The sequence below is a fragment of the Amycolatopsis dongchuanensis genome, from assembly GCF_039542405.1.
Classification (GTDB): Bacteria; Actinomycetota; Actinomycetes; order Mycobacteriales; family Pseudonocardiaceae; genus Amycolatopsis_E; species Amycolatopsis_E sacchari.
Genome location: NZ_BAABIB010000075.1, coordinates 40,837 through 53,979, shown reverse-complemented (window position 1 = coordinate 53,979; position 13,143 = coordinate 40,837). Strand labels below are relative to the sequence as shown.

11 protein-coding genes are annotated in these 13,143 nt (G+C 71.3%); 5 read left to right on the top strand and 6 right to left on the bottom strand.

Annotated elements, in window-relative coordinates; all coding sequences use genetic code 11:
- Nucleotides 1-55: 55 nt before the first annotated feature.
- Entirely contained in the window at nt 56-1,633 is a 1,578-nt protein-coding gene (locus tag ABFX51_RS17865; RefSeq protein WP_091510711.1) for a GMC family oxidoreductase, read from the bottom strand.
- 137 nt (nt 1,634-1,770) lie between these two features.
- Nucleotides 1,771-2,835, bottom strand: a complete 1,065-nt coding sequence (locus tag ABFX51_RS17860) for a LacI family DNA-binding transcriptional regulator (protein WP_218153522.1) — start codon at nt 2,833-2,835, stop codon at nt 1,771-1,773.
- A 115-nt stretch (nt 2,836-2,950) separates the two neighbouring features.
- On the opposite strand from ABFX51_RS17860, the gene ABFX51_RS17855 reads away from it, so the two are divergent.
- On the top strand, nt 2,951-3,934 hold the full coding sequence (locus ABFX51_RS17855; RefSeq protein ID WP_091510715.1) for a glycoside hydrolase family 3 N-terminal domain-containing protein: 984 nt from the start codon (nt 2,951-2,953) through the stop codon (nt 3,932-3,934).
- A 248-nt stretch (nt 3,935-4,182) separates the two neighbouring features.
- A complete protein-coding gene (locus tag ABFX51_RS17850) occupies nt 4,183-5,046 on the top strand; it encodes an amidohydrolase family protein (RefSeq protein WP_091510717.1) in 864 nt (287 codons plus the stop codon).
- 28 nt (nt 5,047-5,074) lie between these two features.
- On the opposite strand, the gene ABFX51_RS17845 is transcribed toward ABFX51_RS17850, so the two are convergent.
- The 4 genes from ABFX51_RS17845 to ABFX51_RS17830 form a co-directional block, all read right to left on the bottom strand.
- The gene (locus tag ABFX51_RS17845) at nt 5,075-5,437 is read right to left on the bottom strand and encodes a thioredoxin domain-containing protein (protein WP_091510720.1); all 363 of its coding nucleotides are present in this window, start codon (nt 5,435-5,437) and stop codon (nt 5,075-5,077) included.
- Nucleotides 5,438-5,505: 68 nt separating this feature from the next.
- Nucleotides 5,506-6,765, bottom strand: a complete 1,260-nt coding sequence (locus ABFX51_RS17840; protein ID WP_091510723.1) for a metal-dependent hydrolase family protein — start codon at nt 6,763-6,765, stop codon at nt 5,506-5,508.
- A gap of 26 nt (nt 6,766-6,791) precedes the next feature.
- Complete coding sequence (locus tag ABFX51_RS17835; protein ID WP_091510726.1) at nt 6,792-7,553, bottom strand: alpha/beta fold hydrolase; 762 nt, start codon at nt 7,551-7,553, stop codon at nt 6,792-6,794.
- Nucleotides 7,554-7,569: 16 nt separating this feature from the next.
- Nucleotides 7,570-8,454: a fumarylacetoacetate hydrolase family protein gene (locus ABFX51_RS17830; RefSeq protein WP_091510728.1), complete on the bottom strand. Its 885-nt coding sequence runs from the start codon at nt 8,452-8,454 to the stop codon at nt 7,570-7,572.
- Between the two features lie 150 nt (nt 8,455-8,604).
- Here ABFX51_RS17830 and ABFX51_RS17825 point away from each other — a divergent pair, with 150 nt between their 5' ends.
- From ABFX51_RS17825 to ABFX51_RS17815, 3 genes are all read left to right on the top strand, one after another.
- Complete coding sequence (locus ABFX51_RS17825; protein ID WP_245783191.1) at nt 8,605-9,267, top strand: FadR/GntR family transcriptional regulator; 663 nt, start codon at nt 8,605-8,607, stop codon at nt 9,265-9,267.
- A gap of 175 nt (nt 9,268-9,442) precedes the next feature.
- Entirely contained in the window at nt 9,443-11,794 is a 2,352-nt protein-coding gene (locus ABFX51_RS17820) for an FdhF/YdeP family oxidoreductase (protein WP_346054286.1), read from the top strand.
- A complete protein-coding gene (locus ABFX51_RS17815) occupies nt 11,791-13,143 on the top strand; it encodes a cytochrome ubiquinol oxidase subunit I (protein WP_346054285.1) in 1,353 nt (450 codons plus the stop codon). The genes ABFX51_RS17820 and ABFX51_RS17815 overlap by 4 nt, the downstream gene beginning before the upstream one ends.

Here is a 13,143-nt window from a genome sequence, read left to right as displayed (position 1 = left end):
TAGCGGTGCGGGTGGCGGTGCCGGTCGACGGCGCGGGAGCAAGCGGCTCCGCCGCTTAGGAAACAGCTTCGAGGATGAACGACGCGGCCCGTTCGCCGATCATGATCGCGGGCGCGTTGGTGTTGCCGGTGACCAGCGTCGGCATGATCGACGTGTCCGCCACGCGCACGTTCTCCAGGCCTTGGACCCGCAGGCGGGAGTCGACGACCTTGCCCATCATGCAGGTGCCGGACGGGTGGTAGAACGAAAACGCCTGGCTCGCGATGTACTCGTCGATGTCGGCGTCGCGGTCGGACCGCGGGGCGAGACCGGCCTCGGCCGCCGTCTTCAGGTTCCCGTCGACGAGGTCGGTCAAGGGAGCCTGGCGGGCGATCTCGAGGCACATCCGCACGCCTTCCCGCAGCCGCGCCCGGTCGTCGGGGTCGGCGAGGTAGTTGTGGCGGATCCTAGGCTTGGCGTACGGGTGCGAGTGGCGCAGCGTCACGCTGCCCCGGCTGGCGGGACGCGCCACGTAGGGCCCGAAGGACATACCGGGTTCCAGCGGGGCGGCGAGCCCCTGGTCCCGGACGATGCCCAGCGCGGCGTGCACCTGGATGTCCGGGGCGGGCAGGTCGTCGCCGGACCGCAGGAAGCCACCGACCTCGGTCCAGGCCATCGGGCCGGTGCCCTCCTCCCGCAGCCGCCGCTCCTCCGCGGAGGTGTCCGGGCCGAGCACCGGGGGAGTGCTGCTGAAGAAGCTGAGGAAACAGCCCGCGTGGTCCTGCATGTTCCGGCCGACGTCGGGGAGGTCGTGCCGGGGCGCGACACCCGCGGCACGCAGTTCGTCCGCCGGGCCGACTCCCGACTGCAGCAGCAGGTGCGGCGAGTTGTACGCACCGAGCGACAGCACGACCTCGCGGTCGATCCCGATCCGCCGGACCGTGCCGGCGTGGTCGACGTCGAGTCCGGTCGCGCGGTCGCCGTCGAAGTGCACCCGCAAGGCGAGTGTGGACGGCAGCACGGTCAGGTTCGGACGTCCGGCGGCCGGGCCGAGGAACGCCACGGCGCTGCTGCACCGGAGCCCGCCGCGCTGGGTCACCTGGTAGTAGCCGACCCCTTCCTGCTCGGCGCCGTTGAAGTCGGAATTCGGGGCGTGGCCGGCGTTCTGGGCGGCCTCCACCCACGCCGTGAGCAGCGGGTGGACGGACACGGGATCGCTGACGGTCAGCGGACCGCCCACGCCGTGGAACTCGTCGGCGCCGCGCTGGTTGTCCTCGGACTTCTTGAAGAACGGGAGCACGTCCTCGTAGGCCCAGCCCTTGTTGCCGAGCCGTTCCCACGTGTCGTAGTCGTAGCGGTGACCGCGCACGTACAGCATCGTGTTCATCGAGCTCGTCCCGCCGACGACGCGCCCGCGTGGCAGGTAGGCGCGGCGGCCGCCGAGGTGCGGTTCGGGCTCGGTCTCGAAATCCCAGTCGTAGAACGTCTTGAGCTGCTGGGAGAACAGGGCGGGGATCTCGAACAACCGCCCGGCAGGCATCGGTCCCGCCTCCACCAGCGCGACGGTGACGTCCGGGTTCTCCGACAACCGTGCCGCGAGTGCGCACCCGGCCGATCCCGCTCCGACCACGACGTAGTCGTAGGTTTCGGTCATTCGGCTCTCCTCAGTGGATGGTCGTGGTGTGTCGTCCGCAGCGTAAGGAGACGAGGCCGAGGGGCGGGAGGCACGAGGTGTGCAATGATCGGCGGCGCGGCTGCACACCTTGTGGCGTCGCGGGTTATTCGTATCACTCAGCGGCGTCGCGGAGGCGCTGTGCTGCCGCGGACCACGAGTTCGGTGGGAAGCGTGACCGCGGTGGCCTGCTCGCCCGCGATGACGTCGAGCAGCAGCCGTGCGGCCTGACGTCCCTTCTCGACGAGGGGTTGCCGGACCGTGGTGAGATCCGCTTTGGCCGCCTCGGCGATGTCGTCGAACCCGGTGACGGACAGGTCGCGGGGGACCCGCAGGCCGAGCTCGGTGGCCGCGTCGATCGTCGCGAGGGCGAGCACGTCGGTCGCGGCGAGCACCGCGGTCAGCGACCGGTCCCGCAGCAGCGCGGCGGCTGCCGCGCGGGAGGCCGCGTAGTCGAAGCCGCCCGCCTCGATCACGGTCGTCTCCCGCCGGCTGACCCCGGCTGAGCGGAAGGCCGAGCGATAGCCCGCCAAGCGTTCCTTGTTCACCAGGTCGCGTGCCGCGCGTTCGCGGGCCGGGGTGACCGGGCCCGCGGCGCCGTCCGGCACCAGGCGGTCGACGAGGACGCCGACGCGCCGGTGGCCGAGGCCGAGGACGTGTGCGGCGATCTCGCGCGCCGCCTTCCGGTCCGGGATGCCGACCCGGGGGAGGTGCCCGAGATCGGAGCCGTCGATCACCACGATCGGCAGGCCGCGCGCCACGACGGTCGCCATGCCGGGATGCCCGTCCGGCATGGCGTAGGCGAGGAACCCGTCCACCGCGCCGCGGACCAGGACGCCGCCGCCTTCGGTGAGGCGGGGCGATTCCAGCGGGCAGGGGAGCAGGGTGAGGGCGACCTCCGCGAACTCGCCGACCTCGGAGATGCCCTTGAGCAGCTGCACCGCCGCGGGGTCGTCGAAGGCGTACCCCAGGGTGTCGGTGATCAGCAGGCCGATCGCGCCGACGCGCCCGGTGCGCAGGGTGCGCCCGGCGGGGTTCGGCCCGGCGTAGCCGAGTTCGGCCGCGACCGTGAGGATGTGCTCGCGCCGCGCCGCCGACAGCTTGTGCGGCTGGTTGTACGCGTAGGACACGGCTGCCTGGGAGACCCCCGCCGCTCGCGCGATGTCGTTCATCGTGACTGTCACGCCTGCTCCCCTTCGTGCCGGCCGTCAGCTTACCGCTGTGCTTGCGGGGCAAAGGATCCGTGCGTACGCTGCCGTCTAGTTAATCGTATAACCAACCCTTGGGGAAGAGGCGGCCATGACCGCGCACGAACGAGACGCGCACACCGTCCTGCTGCCCGTGGCGGGTGAACTGGCGGTCGGGCCCTGGCTGCGGGACCTGCTGCGGCGGGGCACCCGGTCGGTGCTGATCGGCGAAACCCGCGAGGAGTACGTGGCGCGGGAGATGACGCCCCAACGGCGCGCGGAGGAGACCGCGGAGGACTTCCGGAAGTTCGTCGCGGCGGTCGAAGCGGAGGCCGGTGCGCCGGTGCTCGTCGCGGTGGACCAGGAACCGTGGGGCATCGCGCGGCTCCACGACCTGGTTCCCGCGTTTCCTGCTGCGGATTCGCTGCGTGGGCTGCCCGACGAGGAGATCGCCACGGCCGCCGCCGCGGTCGGCCGGGCCGCCCGCGCCCTCGGCGTGAACATGTTCCTGGCGCCGGTCCTGGACGTCCTTTCCGGTGCCAACTCCTGGCTGGAGGGCAGGACGCTGCCGTTCGACGAGGAGGAAGTGGCGCGCATCGGCGCCGCGTTCGTGTCCGGTGTGGAGAGTGCGGGTGTGCTCGCGGTGGCCAAGCACTTCCCCGGCCATCCGGAGCTCGCGGCGGACCCCGCACTGCACGACGTGACGTCCACCGGCGAGCGCGTGGCGGACACGCCGTTCCGCCGCGCCATCACGGCAGGACTGCGCGGGATCATGACCGGCCCGGTCGTCGTGGCGGCGAGCGATCCGGCCGAACCGGCGTCGACCTCGCCCGTGATCGTGCGGGAACTGCGTGAGGAGCTGGGTTTCGACGGCCTCGTCGTCAGCGACGACCTGGACACCCCGAGCACGACGCACGGCCGCGGCCTGCTCGACACCACGCTTGCCGCCGTTGACGCGGGAGTGGACCTGCTGCTGCTCCCGGGTGGACCGGAACTCGCCGGGATCGCCGCGCGCGCGGAAGCCGACAGCACCTTCGCCGCCCGCCTGGCCGAGGCCGCGGGCCGGACTCGTGCCGCCATCCCGCGCGCGGCGTGAGATTAAGCCACTTCTTGACACGGTGCTATAGCAAAAGTAGCGTGGCGCTTCCACTGACACCGGAGGGAAGGTCACGCCGATGACGACGGTGACCACGCAGCACGTCCCCTCGCACCGTTCGTCTCGCCTCCGGCGCGGAGCTGGTCCGCGAGGTGCACGGTGCGCCCGGTGGTCGGTTTCGGCGCGGCAGTGCTCCCGGATGCTCGACGAGATCTGGCACATCGACCGCGCCGCGGACCGGTGAGGGCATGACCGGGGTCCCCTACACCACCCAGACGGCCCCGCCCGCACTGCGCGCCGGGCCGCTGGCCACCGACACCCACCACCACATCTTCGACGACCGCTTTCCCGGCAGCGGACCGAAACCGCCGCAGGCCACCGCCGAGGACTACCGGTCGTTCCGCACGTGGCTCGGCTTGTCGCGGTCGGTCGTCGTCGCGCCGTCGAACTACGGCACCGACCACCTCAACGTGCTGGAGTCGATCGCGGAGCTGGGGCCGGACGTCACCCGGGGCGTGGTCATCGTCGACCCCGACGTGGATCTCGCGGAACTGTGGGACCTGCACGCCGCGGGTGTTCGCGGTGTTCGGGTGTACCTCACGAAGAACCGCGTTCCCACGGCCGACGAGTTGCGCGTCCTCGCGCGCAAGGTGGCCGATCGCGGCTGGGTGATGCAGCTCGTCGCCGGTTCCGGTGAGGAGGTCCTGCCCCGGTGGGAGGACGTCGTCGCCGCGCTGCCGTGCCGCGTGGTCATCGACCACCTCGGGTGGACGCCCCAGCCGGCGGGTGCGGACAGCGCCACCGCCCACACCCTCTTCCGGCTCGCGGAGCGCGGCCACGTCTACGTGAAGATCTCCGGCTTCTACCTCTCCTCGGTGACCGGGCCGCCGACATACTCCGATGTGGACACTTTCGCCGCGACCGTGTGCCGCCGTGTTCCCGAGCGGGTGGTGTGGGGTACCGACTGGCCGCACCCGGTCGCGTTCCTGCGGGGCGAGACCCTGCCCGACGACGCGGCACTGCTCGACCGGCTGGCGGTCTGGCTGCCGGACGAGGCGGACCGCGAACGCGTGCTGGCGGACACGCCGACGTCCCTGTACTGGTGCGACTGACCCGGCGGTGGTGCCGAGGCCGCCCGGCTCAGTCGCCGGGAGGGCCGGTGGGCCGCCGTTTGAGGGTGATGGAGCTGATGCGGTCCTGCAGCGCGGCGGGGATTTCCCAGTCGCCCGGGGCGCCGGTCAGGCAGGCGTCGTGGGCGCGGGCCGCCTCGGCCAGTACATCGGCGTCGTCGGCGGTGAGGCCGGTGAAGCGGACCCGCGCCTTGCCAGGGCCGTCGACGGCGGCGACGCCGTCGTCCGGGCAGCCGCCGAGGCACTGCACGTACCGCACGTCGCCGGGTGCGGTGCCCGCGTTCCGCTCGAAGGCCGCGCGGAGGGCGTGGCAGAAGGTGCCGGTGGCCGCGCTGTCGTAGCGGGGACAGGTGCGGCAGACGAACAAGGCCATGGGTTTCCTCGATGCTGGGCGAAAAGGGGTGCGGGACTCAGACGGTGGCCCCGCACCCCGTGCACCTGTCAGACGGGCTGCGGCAGGCTGGCCGGCGCTTCGCTGGCCTCCTTGTGGAACCGGCCGTCCTTCATGATGTAGTTCAGCCGGGTCTGGTCCTGGAGGATCGTGATGTCGGCGAGCGGGTCGCCGTCGACCAGCAGCAGGTCGGCCAGGTAGCCGGGCTGGACCTTGCCCAGCTCGTGCGGGCGCATCATGATCTCGCCGCCCTGTGCGGTGGCGGCGATGATCGCCTCCATGGGCGTGAAGCCGAGCAGGTCGACGAAGTGCGCCAGATCCCGGGCGTAGGTGCCGTGCGGGGTCCACGCGAACCCGTAGTCCCCGCCGGGCAGCACCCGGATCCCGCGCCGGTGCATCTCCCGCAGGCCCTCGACGGCGGCGTCCAGTTCGATCTTGTAGCCCGCCGCCTCCGCGGCCTCCTGCGGGTAACCGAAGGACTCGGCCTCGTACAGGGTCGCGATCAGCCAGTTGATCGCCGGCGCCACGAACACCCAGTCCTTGTTGGCCTCCAGCAGGTCCATGCCCTCGGCGTCGGTGAAGCTGGCGTGGTAGATGATCTCCACCTTGTTGCGCACGCACATCTTCACGCTTTCCGCGCTCCGCGCGTGCGCGCACACCCGCTTGTTGAACCGGTGCGCCTCCGCCGCCGCGGCCGCCAGCTCCTCCTCCGAGAAGAAGGTGTCGTTTGCGTGCAGGTCGCCGGTGAACTCCTCCCCGGTCATGGACAGCTTGATCTGGTCCACGCCGATCGCCACCAGCTCCCGCACGGCCTTGCGCATGCCCTCCGGCCCGTCGGCGAACTTGGTGATGGACTTGACGATCGCGCCGCCGGTCACGGCGATCTCGGGCCCGTTCGCGAGGTAACGCGGCCCGGGGAAGCGGCCGGAGTCGATGGCGTCGCGGGTGACGACGTCTAGCCGTTCCTTCGCCGACGCCGCGCCGAGGCACATGGTGTAGCCGGAGTCGAGGTAGGTGCGCGCGGACTCCAGGCAGAACAGCAGGTGCTCCTCGACCGGGGTGTTGCCGAGCCCTTCGAGGTCCGCCGAGTTGTTCCAGGACAGGTGCGTGTGCGCGTCGCACAGGCCCGACATCAGCGTCCGGCCGCGTCCCTCGACGACGCGCGCGCCCTCGGCCCTGGCCGCCTCGACCGTGCCGACCGCGGCGATGCGGTCGTCCTCGACCAGCACGTCGCCGGGATAGGGCTCCGCGCCGGTGGAGTCGAGGATGCGCACGTCGCGGAACAGGATCTTGCTGGTGGTCGTGGGCATCGGTGCCCTCCTCCTCGTTGAGGTTGTTACAGGAACTTCCGCAGGTGCTCGGTGACGGCGTCGGCGGCTTCGAGCGCGGTCCAGTGCCCCACGCCGGGCAGGACGTCGACGGTCGCGTTCCCGTGGGCGTCCGCCAGTTCGTGACTGGCCTCGGGCGGCCCCACCTTGTCCTGGTCGCCGGTGAGCAGGAGCAGCGGGAGCGCCGGGTCGACCGGACCGGGGTCGGTGGCGGCGGCGAGCGCTTCGCAGTTGCGGGCGTAGCCTTCGGCGTCCTGGCGCATCACCAGTTCCCGGACGAAGGCGGCCACCTCGGGCTTGTCCCGCCGCGTGGTCTCGGACAGCGCGTTCGCGACCACCCCGGGCGCGACCGCGGCGGTGCCCTTTTCCCGCAGCACGGCCGCCCGGTCGCGCTGGGCCTGGCGCCCGGCCTCGGCCGGTTCGCGCACCGCGCCCAGCAGGGCGAGTGCGGTGATCCGGCCGGGGTAGGTGTTCGCGAAGACCCGCGCGACGAGTGTCCCCATGGAATGGGCGACCACCGCGGCGGATTCGGCACCGAGGGCGTCGAGCACCCCGGCGAGGTCGTCGGCGTGGGACTCCACGCTGATGCCGTCGGCGAGGCCGGAGCGGCCCGCGCCCGCGGAATCGACGCGGATCACGCGGTGCGTGGCCGCGAGCGCGCCGGCCTGGATCTGGTAGAAGTTCGAGGTGCCGCCGAGGCCGTGCACGAACAGCACCGCCGGGCCCTCGCCCTCGACCTCCACGGCCAGGTCCTTACCGTTGATTCGCATTGCTTCTCCTTGCTGGTCAGGCGACGCGGTTGCGCAGGACGCCGAGCCCGGTGACCGCCACCTCGACGACGTCGCCGCTGCGCAGGAACTTCGGTGGGGTGAAGCCGATGCCGACCCCGACCGGGGTGCCGGTGGCGAGCACGTCGCCGGGCAGCAGGGTGATCCCGGCCGACAGCGTCGAGATCAGGTCGGGGATGTCGAAGATCAGGTCCTTCACCAGCGCGAGCTGCCGGTTCTCGCCGTTGACCGTGGTCTCCAGTTCGAGCCCGGCCACGTCGGCGACCTCGTCGGCGGTCACCGCGTAGGGCCCCATCGGGCAGTGGGTGTCCAGCGACTTGCCCAGTACCCACTGCTTGTGGTCGCGCTGGAGGTCGCGGGCGGTGACGTCGTTGAGGATCGTGTAGCCCCACACGTGCTGGTAAGCGTTTTCCCGGCTGATCCCGCGCCCGCCGGGGCCGATGATCACCGCCAGCTCGCCCTCGTAGTCGAGCTCGCTCGTCACGCCGTGGTGGGGGTCGATCTCGGCGTCCGGTCCGATCACCGCGGTGGTGGCCTTGGTGAAGAAGATCGGCTTGTCCGGCAGCTCCTCGGAGCGGCTCGGGGAGTCGTACCCGCTGCGCCCGAACTCCGCCGCGTGCTCGCGGTAGTTCTTGCCCACGCAGAACACGTCCCGCCGCGGCACCGGGATGGGGGCCAGCAGCCGCACCGACTCCAGCGGCACCGCGGGCAGGTCCGCCGCCCCGGCGGCGAGCACCGGGCCCAGCTCGTCCCACCGCTCGATCACGTCGAGCAGGCCGGTCCCCGCGGGGAGCAGGCCGCCCGCGTCCCGCACCAGGCCGGCCTCCGGATCGGCGACGCCGACCCGGGGTGCGTCCCCGGCGGCGAAGGTCACCAGCTTCATATGCTGAACCAATCTTAACCAATAATTACCAATCTGACCACCAGGACCCTACGCGAACAAGTGGTCGCGAGGCTAGAGCTGCGAAGAAAAAGGTTGCTGCCGCACCAATTGGTCTCGATTGGTCAAATAGCGGTGCGGTACAGTGTGCCGGTGACGACGGTGGAGCAGGCGCTGCGCGCGCTGGTGAGCGCGGGGACCGCGGAAGGGACCCTCGTTCCGGGGGGCAAACTGCCCACCGAGCGGGACCTGGTGGGCCGGCTCGGCGCCCCCCGCAGCGCGGTCCGCCGCGCACTGGAGGCCCTCGAACGGGAGGGGCTGGTCGTCCGGCACGTCGGCCGGGGCACGTTCCTCACCGAGCAGGCGTCGCGGCAGCTCGACGGCGCGCCCGCGGACACGAGCCCGGCCGAGATCATGCAGGTGCGCCAGCTGCTGGAACCGCAGGTGGCGACGCTCGCGGCCAGGGTGGCCACGCAGGCCGACCTCGACCGGATCAGGGAATGCCTCGCCGCGGGCGGCGCCTGCGACGATTTCGACGGTTTCGAGCGCTGGGACGCCAGGCTCCACCGGTCCATCGCCACGGCCGCGCACAACGGGCTGCTGATGAGCATGTTCGACGTGATGAACACGGCCCGGTCGCTGCCCGTGTGGGGCAGCCTCAAGCGCCGCACCTCCACCCCGGAACTGCGCCGCTGCTACCACCGGGAACACACCGGGATCGTCGAGGCGCTGTGCGACCGCGACCCGGACGGCGCGGGCGAGGAGATGCGGAAGCACCTCCAGCACGTCGCCGACTCGCTCCTCGGCCGTCAGTGAGCCGCGTGCGGCGAAGGTTTCCAGTCCACTGAGGACGGCCGAGCGCCGGTTCCGTCGTCGCGTGTGGGGATAACCCCACGCACCGCTGTGGGGCGCGCGTAATGGCGTCCGCACCTGCTCGCTTCGAGGATCGAGGGGGCGGACTTCCCATGCGTGACACAGAGGGGACGAGACCATGACGCTGGAACCGGACGCTCTTCGTGGGGACGAACTCGGCCGCGGCGCGCCTGGCGAACCGGCGCGCGGGCGGGGTCCCAACCGCGACGAGCCGTTCTCGCAGAAGGACGATTCCGCGCCGGCGGCCGGGTGGGGCGCCGCCCGCAGCGTCCTCAACGTGGTCGCCAAATCGGGGGAGTACGTGGCCGCGCCCCGCGCGATCCTCCGGATGAACCACGAGAACGGCGGTTTCGACTGCCCCGGCTGCGCCTGGCCCGACGACCGGCACGGCCTGCACCTGGACATCTGCGAAAACGGGATCAAGCACGTCACGTGGGAGATGACCCGCAAGCGGGTGGACCGGTCCTTCTTCGCCCGGCACACCGTGAGCGAGCTCGCGGAGTGGACCGATTTCGCGCTGGAGGACCAGGGCAGGCTGACCGAGCCCCTGACCTACGATCCCGCGACCGACCGTTACGTCCCGATCTCGTGGGACGACGCCTTCGAGCTCGTCGGGTCCACCCTCCGCGGGCTGGACAGCCCGCACGAGGCGTCGTTCTACACCTCGGGCCGGCTGTCCAACGAGGCCACGTTCCTCTACCAGCTGTGGGTGCGCGAGTTCGGCACGAACAACCTGCCGGACTGCTCGAACATGTGCCACGAGGCTTCCGGCCGGGCGCTGACCGCGGCGCTCGGCACCGGCAAGGGCACGTGCGACATCGACGACTGGGACCTGGCGGACCTGATCGTCGTGATGGGGGTGAACGCCGCTTCGAACGCGCCGCGGATGCTGACCACGCTCGCCGGGGCGCACCGGCGCGGCGCGCAGATCGTGCACGTCAACCCCTTGGTGGAGGCGGCTTCCCGGCGCACGATCGTGCCGCACGAGTTCCTGGCGATGGGCACGTTCCACGCCACCCGGACCGGCACGATGAACGTGCAGCCCCGCATCGGCGGCGACCTGGCACTGCTGCGCGGCGTGGCGAAGGCGGTGCTGGAGCACGCCGAAACCGATCCGGGGGCGCTCGACGAGCAGTTCATCGAGCGGTACACGGAGGGCTTCGACCGCTACCGCGAAGCCGTGCGGGCCACGGCGTGGTCCGAGCTGGTCCGGCAGTCGGGCGTGCCCGAGCGGCAGATGCGTGATCTGGCGCGGCGCTACGTGGCCGCGCACCGCACGATCATCGCCTGGTGCCTCGGGGTCACACAGCAGGAACACGGCTGCGACACCGTGCGCGAAATCGTCAACCTGTTGCTGCTCAAGGGAAATCTCGGGCGTGAAGGGGCGGGCGTGTCACCCGTGCGCGGGCACAGCAACGTGCAGGGCAACCGCACCTGCGGGATCGACCACCGGCCGGGGGAGGACTTCCTGGCCCGGCTGGACGAGGTGTGCGGGATCCGGTCGCCCCGCGAACACGGTCTGGACACCGTCGGCACCATCCAGGGCATGCTGGCCGGCCGGGTCAAGGTTTTCGTCGCGCTGGGCGGGAACTTCGCGCTGGCGGCGCCCGACACCGCCACCACGTTCGCGGCGCTGCGCAACACCGAGCTGACGGTGCAGGTCAGCACGAAGCTCAACCGCAGCCACCTCGTGCACGGGAAGCGGGCCCTGATCCTGCCGTGCCTCGGCCGGACCGAACGGGATGTGCAGCGCGCCGGCGAGCAGGGCGTCACCGTCGAGGACTCGATGAGCATGGTCCACCTCTCCTACGGCAAGCGCACGCCGCCTTCGCCGCACCTCAAGTCCGAATGCGCGATCCTCGCCGGGATGGCCCGTGCCACGCTGCCGGACTCCGCCACCCCGTGGGAGTACTACGTCGAGGACTACGACCGGATCCGCGACACCATGGCGAAGGTCCTCTTCGGCTTCGAGGACTTCAACCGCCGGGTCCGCCGTCCCCTCGGTTTCCGCATCCGCCAGCCCGCGCGGGAGCGGGTGTTCCAGACGCCGAGCGGGCGCGCCGGGTTCCACGCCGCACCGCTGCCGGACGTCGTGCTGCCGCCCGGGCGCCTGATGCTGTCGACGATGCGCTCCCACGACCAGTGGAACACCACGATCTACTCGGACAACGACCGGTACCGCGGCGTGCGCAACCTGCGGACGCTGCTGTTCATGAACGCCGCGGACATGGCCGAGCGGGGGCTGGGCGAGTTCGACCTGATCGACATCACCAGCTTCGCCAGGGACGGCAGCACCCGGTCGGTGTACGGGTACCGGGCGGTGGCGTACGACCTGCCGCGCGGCAGCGTGGCCGGGTACATGCCGGAGCTGAACGTGTTGTGCGCCCTCGGCGACTACAGCAGCCAGAGCGACCAGCCGCTGATGAAGCACGTGGTCGTCGAGGTCGTGCCTGCCGGGAGCGCGTCGTGATCCCCGGGCCCGAGTACCTGGACCAGGCCCGGCAGCTCCAGGCGCTCTCGTTCACGGTCCACATCCCGTTGGTGTGCTTCGGTATCGCGTTCCCGGCGATGGTCCTGTGGGCGGAGTGGCGTTATCTGCGCACCGGGGACGCGGTGTGCCGGGTGCTCGCCCGGCGCTGGACGAAGGTGATGGTGGCGCTGTTCGCGGCGGGCGTGGTCACCGGGACCGTGCTCAGCTTCGAGATGGGCCTGCTGTGGCCTTCGTTCACCGCGACCTTCGGCAGCGTGTTCGGGCTGGCGTTCGCGATCGAGGGCTTCTCGTTCTTCGTCGAGGCCATCTTCCTCGGGATCTACGCCTACGGCTGGGACCGCCTGTCCCCGCGGCTGCACTTCGCGTCGGGCATCCCGGTTGTGATCAGCGGGCTGACCGGATCGTTCATGGTCATCGCCGTGAACGGGTGGATGAACCACCCGCAGGGGTTCCGGATCGAGAACGGGCGCGTGGTGGACGTGCAGCCGTTGACCGCGTTGTTCGGCAACTCGTACTTCTGGCACGAGTTCGTGCACATGTACCTCGCCGGCTATCTCGTTGCCGGGTTCGCCGTCGCGGCGCCCTACGCGTTCGCGCGCCTGCGCGGCCGATGGGACCGCTACCACCGCACCGCGTTCGCCATCCCGTTCACCGCCGCGGCGGTCACCGCACCCCTGCAGGTGCTGGTGGGCGACTGGGTGGCCCGCGACGTGGCCGTCCAGCAGCCGGTCAAGCTGGCCGCGATCGAAGGGCTCGGCACGACCACGGCGGGGGCTCCGGAGCACCTGCTGGGTTACTACACCGACGGGCACGTCATCTGGGGCATCGAGATCCCCCGCCTGCTGTCACTGCTGGCGTTCCACGATCCCGGCGCGACCGTCACCGGCCTGGACTCGGTGCCGCTGTCGGACCAGCCGCCGGTGAACGTCGTGCGGTACGCCTTCCAGACCATGGTCGGCGGTGGCACGCTGCTGGCCCTGCTGGGGGTGGTCTTCCTCGTCCTGGTCCGGCGGTCGCGGCGGTTGCCGGAGACGCGCTGGTTCTACCGGGCCGCGGTGGTCAGCGCTCCGGTGGCCTACGTGGCGCTGATCGCGGGCTGGGTCACCACGGAGGTCGGCCGGCAGCCCTGGGTGGTGTACGGCGTCATGCGGACCGAGGACGCCGTCACCGGTGCCACGACGGTCCCGTTCGGCTACGGCGCACTCGCCGCGGTGTACGCGTTGCTGATCGCCGGGCTGATCTGGGTGCTGCGGGTCCTCGCTCGTGCCCCGCTGCCCGCACTGTCCATTCCGGACGCGCCGTCGGTGCGCCAACCAGGAGGAGCGTGA